Origin of the sequence: Chelativorans multitrophicus, assembly GCF_011317445.1 — a bacterium.
GTDB lineage: Bacteria > Pseudomonadota > Alphaproteobacteria > Rhizobiales > Rhizobiaceae > Chelativorans > Chelativorans multitrophicus.
This window is the reverse complement of sequence record NZ_JAAAPL010000003.1, coordinates 519,624-541,649: the sequence shown is the minus strand read 5'-3', so window position 1 is coordinate 541,649 and position 22,026 is coordinate 519,624. Positions and strand designations below refer to the sequence as shown.

Annotated in this window: 23 protein-coding genes; 11 read left to right on the top strand and 12 right to left on the bottom strand. The window is 61.1% G+C overall.

Going from position 1 to position 22,026, the window contains the following annotated elements:
- Window positions 1-98 precede the first annotated feature (98 nt).
- Window positions 99-473 (bottom strand): YkvA family protein, encoded by a 375-nt coding sequence (locus tag GNP00_RS17030; RefSeq protein ID WP_011582658.1) that lies wholly within the window; start codon window positions 471-473, stop codon window positions 99-101.
- A gap of 66 nt (window positions 474-539) precedes the next feature.
- Window positions 540-836, bottom strand: coding sequence for a 4a-hydroxytetrahydrobiopterin dehydratase (locus tag GNP00_RS17025; RefSeq protein WP_011582659.1), 297 nt, complete (start codon window positions 834-836; stop codon window positions 540-542).
- Window positions 837-883: 47 nt separating this feature from the next.
- On the opposite strand from GNP00_RS17025, the gene GNP00_RS17020 reads away from it, so the two are divergent.
- Window positions 884-1,405 carry a low molecular weight protein-tyrosine-phosphatase gene (locus GNP00_RS17020; protein ID WP_011582660.1) on the top strand — a complete coding sequence of 174 codons (522 nt, stop codon included), beginning with the start codon at window positions 884-886 and terminating at the stop codon, window positions 1,403-1,405.
- Here the strand turns inward: GNP00_RS17020 and thpR are convergent.
- Together thpR and GNP00_RS17010 are read right to left on the bottom strand one after the other, a co-directional pair.
- On the bottom strand, window positions 1,306-1,905 hold the full coding sequence (gene thpR / locus GNP00_RS17015) for an RNA 2',3'-cyclic phosphodiesterase (RefSeq protein WP_011582661.1): 600 nt from the start codon (window positions 1,903-1,905) through the stop codon (window positions 1,306-1,308). The genes GNP00_RS17020 and thpR overlap by 100 nt on opposite strands.
- Window positions 1,906-1,986: 81 nt before the next feature.
- On the bottom strand, window positions 1,987-2,667 hold the full coding sequence (locus tag GNP00_RS17010) for an arylesterase (RefSeq protein ID WP_011582662.1): 681 nt from the start codon (window positions 2,665-2,667) through the stop codon (window positions 1,987-1,989).
- A gap of 61 nt (window positions 2,668-2,728) precedes the next feature.
- Between GNP00_RS17010 and GNP00_RS17005 the strand changes: the two genes are divergently transcribed.
- The 4 genes from GNP00_RS17005 (at window position 2,729) to GNP00_RS16990 (ending at window position 7,610) form a co-directional block, all read left to right on the top strand.
- Window positions 2,729-3,421, top strand: a complete 693-nt coding sequence (locus GNP00_RS17005) for an ATP-binding cassette domain-containing protein (protein ID WP_011582663.1) — start codon at window positions 2,729-2,731, stop codon at window positions 3,419-3,421.
- A 114-nt stretch (window positions 3,422-3,535) separates the two neighbouring features.
- The gene (locus GNP00_RS17000; protein ID WP_166016192.1) at window positions 3,536-6,034 is read left to right on the top strand and encodes an ABC transporter permease; all 2,499 of its coding nucleotides are present in this window, start codon (window positions 3,536-3,538) and stop codon (window positions 6,032-6,034) included.
- 166 nt (window positions 6,035-6,200) lie between these two features.
- Window positions 6,201-6,947, top strand: a complete 747-nt coding sequence (locus tag GNP00_RS16995) for a Bax inhibitor-1/YccA family protein (protein ID WP_011582665.1) — start codon at window positions 6,201-6,203, stop codon at window positions 6,945-6,947.
- A gap of 102 nt (window positions 6,948-7,049) precedes the next feature.
- Entirely contained in the window at window positions 7,050-7,610 is a 561-nt protein-coding gene (locus GNP00_RS16990; protein WP_011582666.1) for a GNAT family N-acetyltransferase, read from the top strand.
- 75 nt (window positions 7,611-7,685) lie between these two features.
- On the opposite strand, the gene GNP00_RS16985 is transcribed toward GNP00_RS16990, so the two are convergent.
- The 3 genes from GNP00_RS16985 to acnA form a co-directional block, all read right to left on the bottom strand.
- On the bottom strand, window positions 7,686-8,072 hold the full coding sequence (locus GNP00_RS16985) for a DUF2794 domain-containing protein (RefSeq protein WP_011582667.1): 387 nt from the start codon (window positions 8,070-8,072) through the stop codon (window positions 7,686-7,688).
- 380 nt (window positions 8,073-8,452) lie between these two features.
- On the bottom strand, window positions 8,453-9,211 hold the full coding sequence (locus GNP00_RS16980) for a DUF1223 domain-containing protein (RefSeq protein ID WP_011582668.1): 759 nt from the start codon (window positions 9,209-9,211) through the stop codon (window positions 8,453-8,455).
- A gap of 201 nt (window positions 9,212-9,412) precedes the next feature.
- Window positions 9,413-12,115 carry an aconitate hydratase AcnA gene (gene acnA / locus GNP00_RS16975; protein ID WP_198139743.1) on the bottom strand — a complete coding sequence of 901 codons (2,703 nt, stop codon included), beginning with the start codon at window positions 12,113-12,115 and terminating at the stop codon, window positions 9,413-9,415.
- 261 nt (window positions 12,116-12,376) lie between these two features.
- On the opposite strand from acnA, the gene ccmA reads away from it, so the two are divergent.
- The 5 genes from ccmA to GNP00_RS16950 all read left to right on the top strand — a co-directional run bounded on the left by ccmA (window position 12,377) and on the right by GNP00_RS16950 (window position 15,236).
- On the top strand, window positions 12,377-12,985 hold the full coding sequence (gene ccmA / locus GNP00_RS16970; RefSeq protein WP_011582670.1) for a heme ABC exporter ATP-binding protein CcmA: 609 nt from the start codon (window positions 12,377-12,379) through the stop codon (window positions 12,983-12,985).
- On the top strand, window positions 12,985-13,650 hold the full coding sequence (ccmB, locus tag GNP00_RS16965) for a heme exporter protein CcmB (RefSeq protein ID WP_011582671.1): 666 nt from the start codon (window positions 12,985-12,987) through the stop codon (window positions 13,648-13,650). The genes ccmA and ccmB overlap by 1 nt, the downstream gene beginning before the upstream one ends.
- A gap of 82 nt (window positions 13,651-13,732) precedes the next feature.
- Window positions 13,733-14,503, top strand: coding sequence for a heme ABC transporter permease (locus tag GNP00_RS16960; RefSeq protein WP_011582672.1), 771 nt, complete (start codon window positions 13,733-13,735; stop codon window positions 14,501-14,503).
- Window positions 14,500-14,661 carry a heme exporter protein CcmD gene (ccmD, locus tag GNP00_RS16955; protein WP_011582673.1) on the top strand — a complete coding sequence of 54 codons (162 nt, stop codon included), beginning with the start codon at window positions 14,500-14,502 and terminating at the stop codon, window positions 14,659-14,661. Before GNP00_RS16960 ends, ccmD begins: the two co-directional genes overlap by 4 nt.
- Complete coding sequence (locus GNP00_RS16950; protein ID WP_011582674.1) at window positions 14,658-15,236, top strand: DsbE family thiol:disulfide interchange protein; 579 nt, start codon at window positions 14,658-14,660, stop codon at window positions 15,234-15,236. Before ccmD ends, GNP00_RS16950 begins: the two co-directional genes overlap by 4 nt.
- Here GNP00_RS16950 and GNP00_RS16945 read toward each other — a convergent pair.
- The 3 genes from GNP00_RS16945 to GNP00_RS16935 all read right to left on the bottom strand — a co-directional run bounded on the left by GNP00_RS16945 (window position 15,233) and on the right by GNP00_RS16935 (window position 19,133).
- Window positions 15,233-15,844 carry a LysE family translocator gene (locus GNP00_RS16945; RefSeq protein ID WP_011582675.1) on the bottom strand — a complete coding sequence of 204 codons (612 nt, stop codon included), beginning with the start codon at window positions 15,842-15,844 and terminating at the stop codon, window positions 15,233-15,235. The genes GNP00_RS16950 and GNP00_RS16945 overlap by 4 nt on opposite strands.
- A gap of 69 nt (window positions 15,845-15,913) precedes the next feature.
- Window positions 15,914-17,737: a translational GTPase TypA gene (gene typA, locus GNP00_RS16940; protein ID WP_011582676.1), complete on the bottom strand. Its 1,824-nt coding sequence runs from the start codon at window positions 17,735-17,737 to the stop codon at window positions 15,914-15,916.
- A gap of 514 nt (window positions 17,738-18,251) precedes the next feature.
- On the bottom strand, window positions 18,252-19,133 hold the full coding sequence (locus GNP00_RS16935) for an MBL fold metallo-hydrolase (RefSeq protein ID WP_041544856.1): 882 nt from the start codon (window positions 19,131-19,133) through the stop codon (window positions 18,252-18,254).
- Between the two features lie 230 nt (window positions 19,134-19,363).
- Between GNP00_RS16935 and GNP00_RS16930 the strand changes: the two genes are divergently transcribed.
- Complete coding sequence (locus GNP00_RS16930) at window positions 19,364-19,627, top strand: DUF2312 domain-containing protein (RefSeq protein WP_011582679.1); 264 nt, start codon at window positions 19,364-19,366, stop codon at window positions 19,625-19,627.
- A 93-nt stretch (window positions 19,628-19,720) separates the two neighbouring features.
- Here GNP00_RS16930 and GNP00_RS16925 read toward each other — a convergent pair whose 3' ends face one another.
- Window positions 19,721-20,500: a slipin family protein gene (locus GNP00_RS16925; RefSeq protein WP_011582680.1), complete on the bottom strand. Its 780-nt coding sequence runs from the start codon at window positions 20,498-20,500 to the stop codon at window positions 19,721-19,723.
- Window positions 20,497-21,963: an NfeD family protein gene (locus tag GNP00_RS16920; RefSeq protein ID WP_011582681.1), complete on the bottom strand. Its 1,467-nt coding sequence runs from the start codon at window positions 21,961-21,963 to the stop codon at window positions 20,497-20,499. The genes GNP00_RS16925 and GNP00_RS16920 overlap by 4 nt, the downstream gene beginning before the upstream one ends.
- Window positions 21,964-22,026: the final 63 nt, after the last annotated feature.

Genomic DNA, 22,026 nt, shown 5'->3' with positions numbered 1-22,026 from the left:
GACCGGTTTCCAAGCCCCATCCGCTGGTTGAATCGGAGGAAAAAGGCGAGATTTTGACCCATTTACCCCGAATGCGAAAAGTTGGGGACGCTGGCCGGCTAACCCTCGGTGTTTTCCAGCGCTTTCTTGGCCGCCAGGCGGTGCGCCGGCGTGATATGAGCGCTCACCGCCCCCAGCGCTGCGGCGAGCACCGCCACATCGTCCGTAAAGCCCAGGAGGGCGAGGAAATCGGGAACCGTATCGAACGGAAGTATGAAATAGAAGAGCGCCGCAATCAGGATGCCGCGCACGCGCGTCGGCGTGTTGGAATCGAGCGCGCAGTAGTAGCCGGCGACGACATCTTCCATGAAGGGCACATGGCGCGCAGCCTTCTTCGCCTTTTGCCAGAACCGCCGCTTCACGATCTGTTCGCGACGGGTTTCTTCACCGGGCCTGACCGGAGCCAGGATCTCGCCAATTTTCACGTTGTCCATCGAGCCACTCCTCAGCCGGGATGTGGGGAAGGGCCTTGGTAAATGCAATCCTTGCCGCGGCGGCACCTATTTGGCTGCGTAAGCATTCATCTTCTTGGCCAGCTTGAAATCGAGCTCCGTCAATCCGCCGGAGGCATGCGTGGTGAGGGTCACATCGACGGTTTTGTAGACATTCGTCCATTCGGGATGGTGATCGAGCTTTTCCGCTGCAAGCGCTGCCCGCGTCATGAAGCCGAAAGCCTCGTTGAAATTTGAAAAGACGAACCGCCGGTGGATCGCATTGCCGCCTTCCGCAAGCTCCCACTCATCGAGTTCCGACAGCCCGTTTTCAATTTCTTTCCTGTCGAGTTTCTGCCTTGCCATGAATAATCTCCATGCTATCGCATTGGCAGAAGGATAATACCTCAATCATGAGCGAACCGCCCCGCATCGCCATCCTTTTCGTCTGCCTAGGCAATATCTGCCGCTCGCCGCTCGCCGAAGGTGTCTTCCGCACGGTGCTACAGGAGCGGGGATTGGAGCACCTTTTCCAAATCGATTCGGCCGCTCTTGGCGATTGGCACGTGGGACAGCCCCCCGATCCCCGGTCCGTTGCGGCCGCCCGGCGCAACGGCATCGATACCTCAGGCCAGACCTGCCGGCAGGTGGGCCCGGAGGACTTTGAACGCTTTGACCTCATCTTCGGCATGGACCGGGACAATATCCGCAGATTGAGCCGCCTTGCGCCGAAGGAACCCTGCGGGCGCATCCACCTCTTCCGGCAATACGCGCTGGATCGAGCCGAAGAGGTCCCGGATCCCTATCATGGAGGCGAAGAGGGCTTCGATGCCGTTTACCGCATGATCCGCGAAGCTTCCGAAGCGCTGGCCGACAAGCTTGCCGACCGCGCGCTTTCGGTACGCAACAGCGGCCAGGCCTCCTCCACCACATAGGGCCCGCCGCCTACGGAATCCCGTGAGGACATCAAAACGAAGCGGTTTACCCGGAAGGGCATCGCAGCGAAATTGCCACGGGCCGACAGATAGGAAGCGACCTCATGTGGGGAGGCGTTCTTGAGCCGGGCCAAGGTCACATGCGGAGTAAACTTCCGTTGCTCGGCCGGCAGGCCCAGGCGTTGGCAGATCCGCTCGATTTCTCCCTGGAGCGCCTGAAGATCAGGCGATGCCGCAACACCGGCCCAGACAGAATGCGGCTTCTTCTGTCCGAATGCGCCAACGCCGGAAAGAGTGAGGAGGAAGGAGGGCCGGCGCACCCGGTCCAGCGCGTTGGCGATCTCGTCGGCCACATGGCCTTCCACATCCCCGATGAAGCGCAATGTCAGATGATAATTCTCGACATCGATCCAGCGGGCTCCCGGCAATCCGCCACGCAGGAGCGAGAGCGATAAAGCCGCATCGCGCGGAATTTCGAGGGCGGTGAAAAGTCGCGGCATGGCAACCTCCTCGATTCGCTATGTCACCATCAGCGAATCATCGATTGAGTGTTGGGGCAAGCGGTTTCTCCCGCTCTCCCCTCACATGTTCGGCTTGTCCCCCTGAAGAAGGAGTTCCACCTCGGGCAGAACGTTCTTCACCATGAGATCGATCCCCTGCGCGTTGGGATGCATTCCATCGGCGAGCTGGAGCGATGCGTTTCCGGCAACGCCCTCGAGGAAGAAGGGCACAAGCGGCAGCTCGTGTTTTTCCGCAAGCCGCGGATAGATGGAATTGAAGGCCTGTTGGTAGTCAGGCCCGAGATTTGGAGCGGCATACATTCCGACCAGCAGAATCCTTATGTCCCGCGCCTTTAGCCTTGTGATGATCTCTTCCAGGTTCTTTTCCGTGGAAGCGGGCGCGACGCCGCGCAGCATATCGTTTGCGCCGAGTTCGAGGATCACCAGGTCGGTGCCGTCGGGCACGGACCAGTCCAAACGCGACAGTCCGCCACTCGTTGTATCGCCCGACACCCCGGCGTTTGCGACTGTCACCTCATGGCCGCGCTCGCGCAGCGCGGCTTGCAACCTGTCCGTGAAGCCTTCGCCGGGGCCGAGCTCATATCCTGCCATCAGGCTGTCGCCGAAGCCGACGATGTTGAAAGGCTCCGCCTGGGCGGGCAGTTGGGCGGCCAAAACGACGAAAAGAGCGGCCGCCGCCGATAACATTTTCGCGAGGGGCGAGACAGCGGCTAAAAACTTGCCCAAGAATTTGATTGCCATGGAATCCAACCCATATCTGATCACGCCCCACGCTACCCCTCACATATAGGACGCCCCAAACGTGACTGCACCGGTGATAGACCTGAAAGACGTTTCCCTGCGCCTGGGAGAAGGGCCTTCGTCCGTTCAAGTGCTCAAGGGGGTGAGCCTCTCTGTTGAACGTGGCAAATCCACGGCCATCATCGGTCCATCGGGCTCGGGCAAGTCCACGCTCCTGATGGTGATAGCCGGGCTGGAGAAGATTGACAGCGGGACAGTGCGGATTGCCGGCGAGCGAATCGACCAGCGGAACGAGGATGCAATCGCCGCCTTCCGCGGCCGCATGATCGGCATTGTCTTCCAATCCTTCCACCTTATCCCCAACATGACGGCGCTCGAAAACGTGGCCGTGCCATTGGAGCTTGCGGGTCATCCAGATCCTTTCGGCGTGGCCGAAAAGGAGCTGGAGGCGGTCGGGTTGAAAGAGCGGCTGACGCACTATCCGGGCGAGCTTTCAGGAGGCGAGCAGCAGCGGGTGGCGATCGCCCGTGCGCTTGCGCCAGAACCTGCCATCATGATTGCCGACGAGCCCACCGGCAATCTGGACCAGGTAACGGGGCGGCAGATCGCAGACCTTCTCTTTTCCACTGCGCGCGAGCGCGGAACGACACTGGTGCTGGTTACCCATGACCCGGCGCTTGCGCGGCGTTGCGACAAGCAAGTGGCCATGCGCTCTGGCCGGATCGAAACGACCGACACTGCGATGGCGGGCTAATCCATGCCATCGAGCGATGCCGCCATCGACGAAAGAAGCCTGCCAGGCAAGCAAGCCGGCAGGGGTAGCAGGAGAGAGGGGTTCGCCCTCGCGCTGCGCTTCGCGCTTCGCGAGATGCGGGGCGGTCTTTCGGGCTTTTTCGTTTTTCTGGCCTGTATTGCACTCGGCGTTGCAGCGATCGGCGGCGTCAACTCCGTCGCCCGGTCGATCGGCGATACCGTCGAAACGCAGGGGCAGGAGCTTTTAGGCGCCGACATTCGGTTCGAGCTCAACCAGCGCAAGGCGGATCCGGACGAGCAAGCCTGGCTTTCCTCCCTCGGAGCGATGGCCGTCAGCGCCAATATGCGTTCCATGGCGCGGCTGCCCGATGGCTCCGACCAAGCCCTGGCCGAAGTGAAGGCGGTCGATGAAAGCTATCCGCTCTACGGCGAATTGGTGACGCAGCCCCAGCTTTCCTTCAGAGCACTATTCGGCCTGGAGGACGGCGCCTACGGAGCGGCAGCACCCTCGCTTCTCATGGAGCGGCTTAATCTTTCCGTGGGCGACCGGCTGATGCTCGGGGCTCAGACCTTCCAAATTCGCGCGGAGCTTGTCACCGAGCCGGATCTTGTCTCCGAAAGCTTCGGCTTTGCGCCGCGCCTGATGGTATCGCTCGGGGGGCTCGAAGCGTCGGGTCTGGTCCAGCCGGGAAGCTTGGTCGAACATGCCTATAAGATTCGCCTTGCAGACGGGGCGAGCGAGGACGGCCTACGTGCCCTGCGCGAGGAAGCGGGAGAGCGCTTCCCGAACGCAGGTTGGAGCATACGAACGCGCGCCAATGCCGCACCCGCCCTCTCCTCCAATATCGAACGGTTCTCCCAGTTTCTCACGCTTGTGGGGCTCACTGCCCTCGTGGTGGGGGGCGTGGGTGTGGCAAATGCCGTTCGCGCCTATCTCGACGGAAAGCGCTCGGTGATCGCCACCTTCAAGAGCCTTGGCGCCTCCGGCGGTTTTGTGGTGACCATCTACCTGATCCAGATTCTCCTGATAGCGCTGATCGGCATCGCTGCCGGTCTCGTGCTTGCCGCGCTCATGCCGGTGGCGGCGAGCTCACTTCTGTCTTCAGTGCTGCCGGTGTCGGCTGAGGCCGGCTTTTATCCCGCGGCGCTCGGCCTTGCTGCCGTTTTCGGCATCCTCACCACTCTCGTTTTCGCGCTGTTGCCGCTGGGGCGCGCGCGTGACGTGCCCGCGACCGCCCTGTTCCGCGAAATGGGAATCGACACAAGGCGCTGGCCGCGGCCAATTTATGCGGCTGCGGCGGCGGTAATCGCGGTGGCGCTCGCCCTGCTCGCCATCGTCAATTCGGAGGAGCGGGACATCGCCGCCATATTCGTCGGCGCCACCGTTGCGGCCTTTCTGGTGCTGAGAGGCGTCGGTTGGGCGGTGCAGGTGCTCGCCCGCCGCGCGCCGCGCGTGCGCTCCACCGCTCTGCGGCTTGCGATCGGCAATATACACCGGCCTGGCGCGCTCACCCCGTCCGTCGTTCTTTCTCTTGGACTGGGGCTTACCCTGCTGGCCACTCTGGCGCTGATCGACGGGAATTTGAGGCGGCAGATTTCAAGCAACCTGCCCGAAATCGCTCCGAATTTCTTTTTCGTGGACATTCAGCCGAGCGATGTAGAGGCGTTTTCACAGCTCATCAAAGAGAATGCGCCAGACAGCGAACTGACGCGTGTGCCCATGCTGCGTGGCCGCATTACTGCCCTCAACGATGTGGATACCAGCGAGATTACACCACCGCCGGAAGGCGCCTGGGTGCTGCGCGGCGACCGCGGCATCACCTATTCGGCGGCCAAGCCGGAAAATGCGACGCTGACCGAGGGGGAATGGTGGCCCGCGGACTATGACGGCGAGCCTCTGGTCTCGTTTACTGCTGAGGAGGGCCGGGAACTTGGCCTGAAGCTCGGCGATACGATTACGGTCAACGTGCTGGGCCGCACCATCACGGCCCGCATTGCGAGCTTCCGCCAGGTGGAGTGGGAGACATTGTCGATGAACTTCGTAATGGTCTTCTCGCCCAACACCTTTGCGGGCGCACCGCATGCGTGGCTGGCGACGCTCACGGACGCAACGGCAACCGATCGGGAGGATGCCCGCTTACTCAATGCGGTAACGCGAGCATTCCCAACCATTACCACCGTCCGGGTAAAGGATGCGCTCGACGTCGTCAATCAACTGGTGGAGCAGCTTGCCGTGGCGATCCGGGCTGCGGCTGCCGTGGCACTGATTGCCTCGATTCTCGTACTCTCCGGGGCGCTGGCCGCCGGCAATCGCGCCCGTATCCACGATGCCGTGGTGTTAAAAACGCTGGGCGCCACACGGCGAATCCTGATCAAAGCCTTCACGCTCGAATATCTCCTGATCGGCCTTGCCACAGCCGTTTTTGCGCTTCTCGCCGGCGGCATTGCCGGCTGGTTCGTCGTCTCGAGCGTGATGAAGCTGCCATGGACCTTCCTGCCAGAGGTAGCCCTGTCGACCATTGTGATCGCGCTCGTTCTGACCGTCGGTTTCGGTCTCATCGGCACCTGGCGAGTGCTTGGGCACAAGGCCGCACCGGTGCTGCAGAATCTTTAGCGCCATAAAGGATTTCGCTGCCGGCGGAACACAATCTTTTGCGCCAGTTTGGTCTTGCCCTTGCACCAAACAAACATCATATTCACACCACGCATGCTGGACTCCCGCCAGCGGCGAGCGGCGTTGTGCCGACACCCGACGGGAGAGTAGCTAGAAAGAGGAACACATGGCTGACCTTCGCAACTATCAAGCCCGAGTAACGCCCGGTGCGCGCGTTGATACGGCGATCGACGAGGGCCTGCGCGCGTATATGATTCGCGTCTACAACCTCATGGCTCTGGGCCTTGCCATCACGGGCCTGGCCGCATGGGGTGCTTTTAACTTCGCAGTGGCGGCGGACGGCCAGCTGACGGCCTTTGGCCAACTGCTTTTCGTAAGCCCGCTCAAATGGGTCATCATCTTCGCCCCTCTGGCGCTGGTGTTCTTCATCAGCTTCCGGATCCACACCCTTAGTGTCTCTGCGGCGCAGTCGATCTTCTGGGTCTACGCGGCATTGGTGGGCCTTTCACTGTCAACGATCTTCCTCGTCTACACGCAGGAAAGCATCGTACGCACCTTCTTCATCACAGCAGCTTCTTTCGGCGCGCTGTCGCTGTGGGGCTATACGACCCGGCGTGATCTTTCCGGCATGGGCTCGTTCCTGTTCATGGGGCTCATCGGTATCGTCATAGCCTCGATCGTCAATATCTTCCTTGGCTCCTCGGCGCTGCAGTTCGCCATCTCGGTCATCGGCGTGCTCGTCTTCGCCGGGCTCACGGCCTATGACACGCAGCAGATCAAGGAAATGTATTACGAGGGCGATGATCAGCTCGTCGCCGGCCGCAAAGCCATCATGGGCGCATTGAGGCTCTATCTCGACTTCCTCAACCTGTTCATGTTCCTGCTGCAGTTCCTGGGCAGCAATCGCGAGTAGGCAACTGGAATTTGAAATGAGAAAGGGCGGTTTCGACCGCCCTTTTCTTTTGCCGTCTCTCCTGTCATGAAGAGACAAAGTCACGGCTGAAGAGCTTCGAACGTGATCAGCATCCGATCCGCTATCCCCGCCGACCTTCCCTTCATCACCAGCATCTATGCCCATGCCGTTAAAACCGGCACGTCGAGCTATGAGCTGGAGCCGCCGAGCCTGGAGGAGATGACCTCCCGCATGGAGGCCCTCCGCTCCAAGGAGTATCCCTATCTGGTGGCGGAGGAAGAACGCCGCGTGCTGGGCTATGCCTATGCGGGGCCGTTCCGGCCACGCCGGGCCTATCGCTTCATGGTTGAGGATTCCATCTATATTGCGCCGGATGCGCAGGGACGGGGCATGGGCCGGCTGCTGCTGACATCACTGATCGAGGAATGCAGGCGGCTCGGCTTTCGCCAGATCGTCGCCGTCATCGGCGACGGCTCACCGCAAAGCGCCTCGGTCAAGCTGCACGAGGCACTGGGATTTCGCCATGCCGGCGTGCTGGAGGCGAGCGGCTACAAGCATGGTCGCTGGCTCGATACGGTCTTCATGCAGCTCGAGCTCAATGGAGGCGGCGCCTTGCCGCCAGACCCGGAATCGCTGCCGGAAAGATTGTTCAGGCAGGGTTAAGAGCCATCGGGTACGAGAACGGGAATCCGCGCTAAGACAGGTTTCCCTAGCTCAAGGGCCCGTATGCCTGCCTGCTCACGTTCCGACGAGGCGGAGCTTCTTGTCGAAAACAGCCAGCACCCGGGCAAGCTCGTGTCCGCGCTTCAAGATCGCACCGGTGGCAGCCACCACGCTGTAAAGCCCTTGCTTGCGCGCAAGAGCGGGGTTCTTGACGATACGGAACAGCGGTACCTCGCTGGCACGCCGGTAGACGGAAAAGACCGCCCTGTCCTCCAGGTGATCGATCGCATAGTCTCGCCACTCACCAGCCGCAACCATGTGCCCATAGACGCGAAGAATCTGGTCAAGCTCACGGCGATCGAAGGTGATCGGAAGCTTCTGCCGCGCCCGGCGTGCATCGCCGAGCGGGATAAGGTTCCCGGAGCCGTCCCTACCCTCCCCTGCTCCCGCCAGATCGGTCATCAACGCACCTTCGGCTAAAATCTTGCAACGGAGAAGGTGGCGCGAGCAGCGGGGAATTGCAACCCCCAGGGTCGAGAAACGGGTCAAGCCAGTCTCACGCAAAAACTACCCGTGGTCGAATTTGGTGATCGCCCGCCTCATTATCGCCGTGATGTTACCCAGCTTGCGCCCGATTTTGCGAAGACCATCGCCTTGTTGCCTGAGACGGTTCGATCCGGAGCAGTCCTGTACCCCAAGCCCCCCCGCCCACAGGGCTGCTGTCGGATCGAACCACTCTGGGCCGCAATGGCCAGCAGAGAGGCAACGATCTCCTGAGATCAACGCCGGTACCGGCAGAGCCGTACCGGCGTTCTTTTGTGGAAGAGAGCACCGTATTCCGGTCAGCTTACGGTCTTGACCTGTGCTGCACCCAGGATAGCCTTGGGATTTCCATCCTCGTCGGTGGATTGCACCAGAACGGCGCAGCACCCTCCCTTGCTCTTGATCTCGGTCTTGGGAAACTCGAGCCGCATCGGTTTGCCGTGCCAGACCCCAACTGTCTGAAAATCCGTGACGATGTTACGGTATTCCACCGTCTTGCCCTTGTTTTCCCCTGCGCTGATTTCGACGGTATGGCGGGGTCTATAGTAGGCAAGGATGACGTGGGCGCCAGCCGCTTGTGCTATTCCCTCACCGATTTCGATCGCGATGTTCTGGTTGGATGAAGAAGAGGTGACATCGACGGTGAGTGCGTCCCCGGCACCGGGCGAGGATCGCAAAGCCTGAGAAAGGGCGTTACGGTCCGCTCCAACCACGTCGATATGGCCATTCACGACGATTTGGGGAGTGTAAACTCCTGTGCCGAGCACCTCACCATACGCGCGCTGCCTGTCGGTGTTTTCGGGCGTGGCAAACTGATCGTCCCAGCCGAGATAGTCCCAGTAGTCAATGTGATAGGAGAGCGCGATGATGTCGTTGCGCTCGGCAAGTTCCGCAAAGAGCGCGTCTGCCGGCGGGCATCGGCTGCAGCCCTGGCTTGTGAAGAGCTCCACCACAGCAGCCGGTCTTGCCGCTGCATTCGCAGTCCGGAACAAATGGGGCAGAGCTACCGCAACGAGGCCCATTTTCAACAGGGTTCTTCGCGCGGTGAGAATGCGCATATTTCCTTTTCCCTTGATCCGGTCACTTAACGGACCACCCTCAGTTGAAAGATCTCCAGCGATCCTACCGGCTAACAAAGATTCATGGAAAGTCACGTTGCGGTGAAAACCCGGTTAATGGTCGCCAGAGTTTTTCAACTAAATAAACAGGAGCCGCCGCACTGGCGGCGGCTCCCAAGGCGCTAGTTTGTCTTGGCCGGCTCAAGCAGCCAGATACCGCAGCACGTACTGCAGAATGCCGCCGTTCTTGAAGTACTCGAGCTCATCGAGCGTATCGATACGGCACAGCAAAGGCACTTCCTTCACCGAGCCGTCCGCATAGCTGATCTTCGCCACCATGGTGGCGCGGGGCTTGATATTGTCCAGGCCCTCGATCGTGACGATCTCGTCGCCCTTCAAACCCAGCTCCTTCCAGCTCGTCTCCTCCGCGAAAACGAAGGGGATGACGCCCATGCCCACCAGATTGGAGCGGTGGATACGTTCGAAGGACTGCGCGATGACGGCGCGCACGCCGAGGAGGTTTGTGCCTTTGGCTGCCCAGTCGCGGGAGGAACCGTTGCCGTATTCCACGCCGGCGAAGATGACCAGCGGCACCCCTTCCTGGCGGTAACGCATGGCAGCATCGTAAATCGGCATCTCCTCCTTGGAAGGATAGTGGATCGTGTAGCCGCCCTCGCGCCCGTTTTCGCCCAGCATGTGGTTGCGGATGCGGATATTGGCGAAAGTGCCGCGCATCATCACCTCATGGTTGCCGCGCCGCGTGCCGTACTGGTTGAAGTCGGCCACGCCCACCCCGTGCTCCATCAGATACTGCCCGGCCGGCGACTGGGCCTTGATGGACCCTGCAGGCGAGATGTGATCGGTCGTGATCTTGTCGCCGAACAGGCCCAGCACACGCGCGCCCTTGATATCGCCGCCCGGGCGCGGCTTGGGCTGCATGCCTTCGAAATAGGGCGGGTTCTGCACGTAAGTGGAGTTCTGGTCCCAGGCATAGGTCTGGCCCGCAGGCGCCTCCAGACCGCGCCAATACTCGTCGCCGTTAAAGACATCCGCATATTTGGTGGCGAAGAGCTCGCGGGTGACATGCTTGGCGATGAATTCCTGCACCTCGGCAGAGGTCGGCCAGATATCGCGCAGATAGACCGGGTTGCCGCTCTCATCTTCGCCGAGCGGTTCCTTGGTCAAATCCTTGCGCACGGTTCCGGCCAGCGCATAGGCCACCACCAGCGGCGGCGAGGCCAGATAGTTGGCCTGCACGTCCGGCGAGACACGGCCCTCGAAATTGCGGTTGCCGGAAAGAACGGCGGCCCCGATCAGACCCTTGTCATTGATGGTTTTCGAGATCGGCTCCGGCAGCGGGCCGGAATTGCCGATGCAGGTGGTGCAGCCGAAACCGACGAGATTGAAGCCGAGCTGGTCCAGCTCCTTCTGCAGGCCGGACTTCTCATAATATTCGGCCACCACCTTGCTGCCGGGCGCGAGCGAGGACTTGACCCAGGGCTTCCGCTTCAGGCCGCGCCTATTTGCGTTTCGGGCGAGCAGGCCAGCGGCCAAAAGCACGCTCGGATTCGAGGTGTTGGTGCAGGATGTGATGGCGGCGATAACCACGTCGCCATGGCCAAGGTCGAAATCCTCACCCTCGACCGCATAGCGCTTCGCGGTATCGACGGTCTTCTTGTACTCGGCCTCGAGCGCCTTCTCGAAATTGGAGGCGATATCCTCCAGCGCGATGCGCCCCTCCGGCCGCTTCGGCCCGGCCATGGAAGGCACAACGGTTCCAAGGTCGAGTTCGAGGATTTCGGTGAAAACCGGGTCCTGCATTTCCTCTTCGCGCCAAAGCCCCTGGGCCTTTGTGTAGGCCTCCACCAGAGCGATCTGCTCGGCGGAGCGGTTCGACATGGTGAGGTACTTGATGGTCTCGCCATCGACCGGGAAGAAACCGCAGGTCGCACCATATTCGGGTGCCATGTTGCCGATGGTGGCACGGTCGGCCACGGTCATGTTGGCAAGGCCAGGGCCGAAGAACTCGACGAATTTGCCCACCACGCCTTTTTTGCGCAGCATCTGCGTGACGGTAAGAACGAGATCGGTGGCGGTCACGCCTTCCTTGAGCTTGCCCGTCAGCTTGAAGCCGACGACCTCCGGGAGGAGCATGGAGACCGGCTGGCCGAGCATGGCTGCCTCCGCCTCGATGCCGCCCACGCCCCAACCGAGAACGCCAAGGCCGTTCACCATGGTTGTATGCGAGTCGGTGCCAACGCAGGTATCGGGATAGGCGAGGAGCGTCCCATCCTCATCGCGGCTCCACACCACGCGCGCCAGGAATTCCAGGTTCACCTGATGGCAGATGCCCGTACCGGGCGGTACGACGCGGAAGTTCTGGAACGCCTGCTGGCCCCATTTCAAAAAGCGGTAACGCTCGGCATTGCGCTGATATTCCAGCTCGACATTGCGGGCAAAGGCAAGCGGTGTTCCGAACTCATCGACGATGACCGAGTGGTCGATGACGAGGTCCACCGGAACAAGCGGGTTGATCTTCTGCGGGTCTCCGCCAAGCGAGGCCATCGCGTCACGCATGGCGGCAAGATCCACCACGGCCGGAACGCCGGTGAAGTCCTGCATGAGAACGCGGGCGGGCGAATAGGCGATTTCCACACCGGCGGAGCCGCGGTCGGAGAGCCATGCGGCCACCGCTTCAATGCTCTGCTTGGTGACCGAGCGGCCATCCTCCTTGCGGAGGAGATTTTCGAGGAGAACCTTCATGGAGAAGGGAAGCCGGGAAACGCCGGAAAGACCGTTTTTCTCCGCCTCCTTGAGGTCGAAGTAAGTGTATTCGGTGTTTCCCACTTTGAGGGTGCGGCGGCATTTATAGCTGTCGAGTGAATTAGACACGTGCGATCCCATCCTGGTCTGTTCATCCGAACGGGAACGGACTTCCTGAGGCGACAGCTCATAGGATGCGGGTACGGTCATTTCCGCGTCCGTCCCCCGCGTAACAGCCGGTCAAGGCGGCAGTGCGCTGGTTCGGCACAAAGGCTCTCCACGCCGACCGCTGGCGTGGTTGTCCGCCATATAGAGAATTTCGTAAAAGAGTTCTATAGCGACAAACGCATTTCTGCCGCATTCAGAAAAATCGGGGAAAGCCATTGCCGGAGAGGAAAAGCCATGCGGCTTGCCGCTGAAAATTTAAGCGGCGAGCGCGGCGGGGAAACCGTCTTTTCTGGTGTTTCCTTTGCGCTGGGCCAGAGCGAAACGCTCCTGGTCACCGGCCCCAACGGAGCCGGCAAATCCACGCTTTTAAGAATTATCGCAGGACTGTTGCCCGTGGCAAAAGGCCATGTGGCGTTTTCAGGAGGCGGAGAGATTTTCCCCGATGCCGGCGCTGCATGTCATTATCTCGGGCATCTCAACGGAATGAAGCCCGCGCTCAGCATAGAGGAGAACCTTGTCTTCTGGCGCGATTTCCTCGGCGAGGAGCGGCTTTCGCCCTTGGAGGCATTGGAGATCGTCGGCCTCGGCGAAATCGCTCATCTGCCCTTCGGCTATCTCTCCACCGGCCAGCGGCGGCGTACGGCCATCGCGCGGCTGCTCGTCTCGTACCGTCCTGTCTGGCTGCTCGACGAGCCTACAGCCGGGCTCGACCGCGCATCGGAGGCGCAATTCGCGGAAGTGATGCGTGCGCATCTATCGGCAGGCGGAATCATCGTTGCCGCGACGCACCTGCCGCTGGGCCTTGAGGGAACGCAGGAGTTGAAGATGGGAGCAGGGAACTAGTGCTCGCCCTCTATCTCCGCGAAATAAGGCTGGGAATCCGCGCCGGTAGCGGGGCCATGACCGGCATATTGTTCTTCCTTGCCGTGGTGGCGGTCATCCCCTTCGGCGTGGGGCCGGATCTCAATCTTCTCGCCCGTATCGGTCCCGCGGTTCTCTGGATCGGCGCGCTGCTCGCAAGCCTGCTCGGCCTCGACCGCCTGTTCCAGGCGGACCGGGAGGACGGCTCGCTCGACCTCCTGCTGATGGCCGGGAGCCGGCACATGGTCGCGCTTACCGTCTTTACGAAGTGCCTGGCGCATTGGACGACCGCCGTGCTGCCGCTCGCCCTCATCACGCCGCTGCTCGGGATCTTCATGAACGTGCCGCCCGGCGGACTTGCCGCAGCCACGCTGACGCTTCTTGTCGGCACGCCGGCAATTACCTTTATCGGCGCGGTCGGCGCCGCGCTCACCGTGGCGCTGCCGCGAGGCGGCCTGCTTGTCTCGGTCCTCATTCTGCCGCTGACGATCCCGGTGCTGATCTTCGGCGTGGCGGCGAGCCGGGGGGCGGTGGCGGAGCCCGATCCGTTCCTGCCGCCATTCCTCCTCCTTTCGGCGCTCACCCTGTTCTTCGCCGTCATCGGGCCGCTTGCGGCGGCGCTCGCATTGCGGGGGGCAGCCGACTGAGAGAGCGCCCGGACAAAAGGCCTCATACGGGTTTGACCGCCGTCAATTGCACGATTGCCGCCACCGTTCTATTTAGAGCCTCATGAACGAAAAAACCGTCCGCCGCTGGACAGACATTGCCAACCCGACCCGCTTCCTGGAGCTGGCGGGCGCCGTGCTGCCATGGCTTTGGGGGGCGACCGTGCTGGTATTGGCCGCGGGCCTTACCATGGCGTTCACGGCGCCGGAGGACTACCAGCAGGGCATCACGGTGCGCATCATGTATGTCCACGTGCCCTTCGCGTGGCTTTCCATGCTCTGTTACACGGTGATGGCGGGGTCGGCGCTGGGCACACTGGTGTGGCGGCACCCGCTGGCCGATGTTTCGCTCAAGGCGGCCGCCCCCATCGGAGCCGTCTTCACGGCATTGGCGCTCGCCACCGGCTCCATCTGGGGCAAGCCGATGTGGGGCACCTGGTGGGTATGGGATGCGCGGCTCACTTCCGTCTTCGTGCTCTTTCTCATGTATCTCGGGATAATCGCGCTCACGCGTGCGCTGGATGATCCGGGGCGCTCGGCTCGGGCTGCAGCCATCCTCACACTGGTCGGCTTCATCAATATCCCGATCATCAAATTTTCGGTCGACTGGTGGAACACGCTGCATCAGCCGGCCTCCGTCTTCCGCCTTGACGGGCCCACAATCCATCCGAGCATGCTCTGGCCTCTTCTGGTTTGCGCGGTCGGGTTCACGCTGCTTTTCCTGGCCTTGCATCTGATGGCCATGCGAACGGAGATCTGGCGGCGGCGCGTGATCGCGATGCGGCGGCTTTCCGCACGGGCAGCGGAAATCAAGCCACTGGAGGCGGCACGATGACACATCTCGCCTATGTGGCTGCCGCCTATGCCATTGCAGCGCTGGCAATCCTTGGGCTTGTCGGCTGGATCCTTCTTGACCAGTCAGCCCAGCGGAGGGCGCTGAAAGAACTGGAGGCGCGCGGAATACGCCGCCGCTCCACCGGGAATTCGAAATGAGCACCGTGGAAGGGTATTCGCAGAAGAGACGGGTGCTCATCCTGCTCGTGCCGCTCTTCGCGTTCCTTACCCTTTCAGCGGTGTTCTTCCTTCAGCTTCTTTCCGGGCGGGACACGTCCGTCGTCCCGTCTGCGCTTATCGGGCAGGCAGCACCGCAGACGGAACTGCCGCCGCTCGAGGGCCTGGCTCTTCCCGGCCTCCGGCCCGCCGACTTTTCAGGCAATATATCGCTGGTGAATGTCTGGGGCTCCTGGTGCGTGCCTTGCCGGCAGGAGCATCCGCTGCTCATGGAACTGGCAAAGGACGAGCGCGTCCGTCTCATCGGGATCAATTACAAGGACCAGCCGGAGAATGCGCGCCGCTTCCTCGGGGAGCTGGGCAATCCATTCGACGCGATAGGGGTGGACCAGAGCGGCCGCGCAGCGATCGAATGGGGAGTCTACGGCGTGCCGGAAACCTTCCTCGTCAGTCCCGACGGCAAGATCCGCTACAAGCATGTGGGCCCCTTCACGCCCGAAAGCATAAGCAACGAGCTGATGCCGGAGATCGAAAAGGCGCTGGCGGAAACGTCCTAACGGCTGGCGATCGCCGCCGCTGCCCCAGCCATCAATGAAGCACTCGTGCGATTGGCGATGCGCATGGCGCGGGCGCTCCTCAAAAGGCGGCGGGCTTGAGCCGCTGCTATTGCCCAGGCGAAATCCACAGCAACCAGCACCAGAAGCATCGTCAGCGTCAGCTCGGCCCAGCCCAACAGGCTCACGGCCGACAGATCGATGATCGTGGGCAGCAGCGCCAGGTAAAACATCATGATCTTCGGATTGCCGAGGGTAACAGCCATCCCGGTGAGGAACAGCTTCCAGCGGTTATCCCCCCGCGGGAGCTCGCCTTGCTCCACCGCGACCGGCGCGGTCCACATCTTCCAGGCGAGCCAGAGAAGATAGGCGACGCCCACATATTTGATGATGAGGAACGCGAGGTGGAACGTCTCGGCGATGAAGGCAAGGCCAAAAATCGCGCAGGAAAGCCAGATCGCCTCGCCGATCCACATGGCAAGCAGGAACGGGAACACATCGCGGAAGCCGCGCGAGATGACCCGCGCCACAAGCGCTGCTATGCTCGGGCCCGGAGAGCCGGCTGCTACGAAGAGCACGCCGGCGAACATGATCAGCGAGGAAATATCCATGATGCCGCCTGGCAGTTAAGCGGCGGCATCATATCAATTTCGAGCAGAACGGAAAGCCTTCGCAGCCGCTTAGGCGACTGCCAGCTTCTGCTTCTCGAAGCGCTTGCGCTCGTTGGGGTCGAGATACATCTTACGCAGGCGGATCGATTTCGGCGTCACTTCCACCAGCTCGTCGTCCTGGATCCAGGAGAGAGCGCGGTCGAGAGTCATGCGGATCGGCGGGGTGAGCTTGACCGCCTCGTCCTTGCCGGCGGCGCGGATGTTGGTGAGCTGCTTGCCCTTCAGCACGTTGACTTCCAGGTCGTTGTCGCGGCTGTGGATGCCGATGATCATGCCCTGGTAGACCTTTTCACCCGGCTCGATGATCATCGGGCCACGATCTTCGAGGTTGAACATGGCATAGGCGACCGCCTCGCCCGCGGCGTTCGACAGAAGCACGCCGTTAATCCTGCCGCCGATCGCGCCCTTGTAGGGCTGATAATCGTGGAACAGGCGGTTCATGACCGCGGTTCCGCGCGTATCCGTCAAAAGCTCCGACTGGTAGCCGATCAGGCCGCGGGTCGGCGCGTAAAAACGCAGGCGAAGACGATTGCCGCCCGACGGACGCAGTTCGACCATCTCGGCCTTGCGCTCGGACATTTTCTGCACGACGACGCCGGAATACTCCTCATCGACGTCGATGACGACTTCCTCGATCGGCTCGAGAAGCGTGCCGTTCTCGTCCTTGTGCATGACGACGCGCGGCCGCGAGACCGCGAGTTCGAAGCCTTCGCGACGCATTGTCTCGATGAGAACGGCAAGCTGCAATTCGCCGCGTCCGGAAACATAGAACGAATCCTTGCCCTCGGCTTCCTCGATCTTCAGCGCGACATTGCCCTCGGCTTCCTTGAAAAGACGGTCGCGGATGACGCGGCTCGTCACCTTGTCGCCCTCGGTGCCGGCAAGCGGGCTGTCGTTGACGATGAAGGACATGGTGACGGTCGGCGGATCGATCGGCTGCGCCTTCATGGCTTCCGTGACGACCGGGTCGCAGAAGGTATCGGCAACGGTGCCTTTGGAGAGGCCGGCGATGGCGACGATGTCACCCGCATGCGCCTCTTCGATCGGCTGGCGCTCGATGCCCCGGAAAGCGAGGATCTTGGAAATACGACCTTGCTCGATGAGCCGGCCGTCCTGGCCGAGAACCTTGACGGCCTGGTTGGGCTTGACCGAACCGGAAGCGATGCGTCCAGTGATGATGCGGCCGAGAAAGGGGTTGGCCTCCAGAATCGTGCCGATCATCCGGAATGGGCCTTCCTCCACGGTCGGCTCCGGAACATGGCTGAGGACGAGATCGAGCAGCGGCGCGAGGCCCTGGTCCTTCGGGCCTTCCGGATTGAAGTTCATCCAGCCGTCGCGGCCAGAGCCGTAGAGGATCGGAAAATCGAGCTGCTCGTCGGTGGCGTCGAGATTGGCGAAAAGGTCGAAGACCTCGTTGATGACTTCCTGGTGGCGGCCGTCCGGACGGTCGATCTTGTTGATCGCGACGATCGGGCGAAGGCCAACCTTCAGCGCCTTGCCGACTACGAACTTGGTCTGCGGCATCGGCCCTTCGGATGCATCTACTAGAACGATCGCGCCGTCCACCATGGAGAGGATACGCTCGACCTCACCGCCGAAATCGGCGTGCCCCGGCGTATCGACGATGTTGATGCGCACGCCCTTCCACTCGACCGAGGTGGCCTTGGCGAGAATGGTGATGCCGCGCTCTTTTTCCAAATCGTTGGAGTCCATCACGCGTTCGGCAACGCGCTGGTTCTCGCGGAACGAGCCGGACTGTTTCAATAGTTCGTCTACAAGGGTGGTTTTCCCATGGTCGACGTGGGCAATGATCGCGATATTGCGGATTTTCATGGTCGCTCTTCGGAGGTCGCGGGGACGCAGCTTTACACGCGTCCATATTTCGTTGGCGCGCTCATACAGGTTTTTCCGCAGTTGCGAAAGGGCAGTGTGCGGCAGTGACCGCGCATATGGGGCGGCGCAAGGCCAAACGGTAGGCGTGCCCCGAAGAAATTTTTGTCAGGGGCGCCGTAGGCTTCGATAAAACGGATCACAGTTCCAGTCTTCAAAACGTGGATTTGTAAGCCGCTCCTGTCGCGCTGCGACGTCATCATGCAAAGGAACGCCATTCACGATCACCGACTGTTCAGCCGAAGGAACGGAGCTCTGCGAGCAGGTTAGGTTGTGGCTTGCCGGCTCACCGGGTGTATTGCAGCCCGTCAGAACAAGCAGCGCAACGAAGGCTGATAAATGCGTGGGGAGATACTGCAGGAAGCTAAATTGCATAAAAATATGACCGTCTAACAACAAAATGATGAACGCCTATGGCCAATCGGCTTGTCGAAAATGCGGCGGTAAATCCTCCCGTTCAGCGGAACCGGCCAAGCGCATTCAGAGGAATCTTCAGATAGCGCCGGCCATTTGATTCCGGCTCCGGTAGCCTTCCGCCATTGATGTTCACCTGCAACGCGTGAAGGATGAGGTTCGGCATGGGCAAGGTTCTGTCGCGGGCCTCACGCAGCCTCACGAACTCTTCCTCGGTGCGGCATTTCGCGATGTGGATATTTTCGGCCTTTTGCTCGGCGACGGTGCTTTCCCAACGCAGCTCCCGGCCGCCTGGCTGATAGTCGTGCCCGGTAAAAACCCTTGTCTCATCCGGCAGCGACAGGATTTCTTCGATGGAGCGCCAGAGCCTTGCCGCGCTGCCGCCGGGAAAATCCGCCCGGGCCGTCCCTCCGTCCGGCATGAAGAGCGTATCATGCACGAAGGCCGCATCCCCGATCAAATAGGTGATCGACGCCAGCGTATGGCCTGGGGAAAAAAGCACGCGTGCTTCGATTTCACCCACGAGGAAGTTTTCGCCTTCGGCAAAAAGCTTGTCCCATTGGGAACCGTCGGCGGGAAAATCCGGCAGGTTATAAATATCCTTCCAGAGCCTCTGCATGTCGATCACATGTTCGCCGATGGCGGTGGGCGCGCCGGTCTTCTCCTTGAGATAGGCAGCCGCCGAGAGGTGGTCCGCGTGCGGATGAGTGTCGAGTATCCACTGGACGGTAAGGCGCTGACTGGCGATGAAATCAAGGATGGCATCGGCACCATCCGTCGCCGTGGCGCCGGACTTCTCGTCATAATCGAGGACCGGATCGATGATCGCACATCTTCCCGTTTCCGGGTCGGCGGCGACATATTGCAGCGAAAAGGTGCGCTTGTCGTAAAACGCCGTTACCTGCGGCGCCTTTGGGGATCCCATCGCCACCTCCTGACGAACCTGTCCAATACGCGCTCGTGCTTTAGCCGAAGGAAGCCGGTGTGTCTTCATGCCAGCCGGATGAGTCCCGCGTTCCAAGGCAGTATGCCTTAGCCTCCAGGAATGGGGAACAGGTATCGAACGGCCTTGACCTCGCCGTTTCTCTAAGGCATCGAAACCCGTCTTTTGCCCGCATTCCGAGTCGGGCTTAATCCTTCCAGCCGGAGAAAACCATGGTCGATGAAATCACGAACGAGACTGCGCAGACCGTTGCCGCGGGTCAGCTTCGCGCCTTTATCGAGCGCATCGAGCGGCTTGAGGAGGAGAAGCAGACGATCTCCGATGATATCAAGGATGTGTACGCGGAGATGAAGGGCAATGGATTCGACGTGAAGGCGGTGCGCGCAATCGTTCGGCTCCGCAAGAAGGACCAGGCCGAACGTCAGGAGGAGGAAGCTATCCTCGATCTCTACAAGGCAGCACTGGGAATGGTCTGACCGGTGCCCCAGCGCCGCAGACCGTCGAAAGCCGCGGAATGCCTGGGCCGTTCGTCAAAAATCCGCTCACAGGCTCGGATTCTCCGCTGAACGCTAGCTGTTCCGCGTCGTTTCCCCGGCGAAGGCCTTTGCCAGAGCGGAAATTTCCATCGGAAACGGGAAAACGATCGTCGAATTCTTCTCTCCGGCTATGACATTGAGCGTGCTGAGATAGCGAAGCTGCATTGCTTCGGGCTGCCGCGACAGGATCTCCGCCGCTTCGAGCAGTTTTTGTGCCGCTTGCTGTTCTCCTTCCGCATTGATGACCTTCGCGCGCCGTTCCCGCTCGGCCTCGGCCTGTCTGGCGATGGCGCGGACCATGGATTCATTGATGTCGACATGCTTGATCTCGACATTCGCCACCTTGATGCCCCAGGCGTCGGTCTGAAAATCGAGTATCTCCTGTATGTCCTTGTTGAGCTTGTCGCGCTCAGCCAGCATTTCGTCGAGATCATGTTTGCCTAGGACGGAGCGCAGCGTCGTCTGCGCGAGCTGGCTGGTGGCCATCATAAAGTCTTCCACCTGGATCGTCGCTTTTTCAGGGTCGATGACCCGGAAATAAATCACGGCGTTGACCCGGACTGATACGTTGTCGCGCGAAATGACGTCCTGGCTCGGCACGTCGAGAACCAGCGTGCGCAGATCCACCCTCACCATCTGCTGGACGAGAGGGACGAGCAGGATGAGGCCGGGTCCTTTGACGCCGGTGAACCGGCCAAGCGTAAAGACGACCCCACGTTCGTATTCGCGCAGGATCTTGACCGCCGATGCGAGCAGGATCAGCAAGATGACGAGCGGAACAATATATAATCCGATATTGCCAAGCATGTTCATGGTTTTCTCCTGCCTTCTTCGGAAGCGCTATGTTCCGGTTCGAGAGCGGCTACTTTCAGCACAAGGCCGTCGCGGCCGGTAACGCGTATCTCCGTGCCTGCTGCAAGCGAGGCAGCCGAAACAGCCTTCCACCGTTCGCCATGAACGAGGACATAGCCGCTGCCATTCGACCAACTGTCCACCTTGCCTCTTGCGCCGATCATCTGCTCCGCGCCGGTTGCCACCGTGCGGCGATGCGCAACCATGGCAAGACGCGCCACGAGGAGGCTGAAAGCGAGGCTGGCAATAGCAATGCCGCCGAGCACGGGCCAATAGATTTCCAGTCCCGGGATTTCGGTATCGAAAAGGATGGTCGCCCCAAGTACAAAAGCAACGGCCCCGCCGATGCCCAAAATGCCAAACGAGGGAGCGAAGGCCTCAGCCAGCACGAGCGCCGCCCCCAGGATTATGAGGCCGACGCCGGCATAGCTTACCGGCAGAACCGCGAGGGCATAAAGGCCGAGCAAAAGGCTGATGCCGCCGATCGTGCCCGGTATGAAAGTGCCCGGATTGAGGAATTCAAAGATCAGCCCATAAATGCCAATCATCATGAGGATGAGTGCGACATTCGGGTCCGTGATGACTGAAAGCAAGCGCGTGCGCCAGTCCGGGTCTATCGCCTCTCGGACCAGCCCCGAGGTCTCCAGCACGGTCTGTGACTGGCCCACCTGGACGGTGAGACCGTCTGCCTTTCTCATAAGATCATCGATGGAGGAGGCGGTGAAGTCGATGACATCCTGCTGCGCCGCTGCGGCCGATGACAGACTGGCAGCCTCGCGCACTGCCCTTTCCGCCCATTCGGCATTACGGCCGCGCAGTTCGGCGAGACCACGTATGTAAGCGACCGCATCGTTGATGGCCTTCTCCTCCGAGGCATTGCGCGGTGACTGGCGTCGGCCGCCGCGATCCTCGCCGCCTTCCTCCGCTGAATCCTGCGCTTCCTGTTCCTCTTCCGGGTTTGCTCCGAACGGCGATCCCCCTCCCAGCGCGATTGGTGTCGCGGCCCCGACATTTGTCCCTGGCGCCATCGCGGCCACATGACTGGCATAGAGGATATAGGCGCCGGCGCTGGCGGCGCGCGCGCCGCTTGGCGCTACGAAACTGGCAACGGGGACGGAAGACGCCAGAATAGCGCGAATGATTTCGCGCATAGAGGTATCAAGACCTCCGGGAGTGTCTATCAGCAGCACCACAAGGCGTGCCTCGCGTTCCGCGGCGATTTCCAGGCCATTGGTCACATAATCGGCCGTAGCAGGACTAACGGCGCCCTCCAGCCTCAGCACAATGGCTGTGCCGCCTGTTTCCTGCGCCTTAGGGCTCGAAGCGACGAAGCCGCCGCTTAGGACCAGAAAAAAGGTGATCAGAACACTCGCCGTTCGGTGAACGACCGAGGCGGATCCTGCGGTCTTATGGCGATCTTCCATATCCGCGGATATAGGCGGCAGGCCCGGTCGGGCTAGGCCTTACCGCTCGCGGCCCGCATCTGC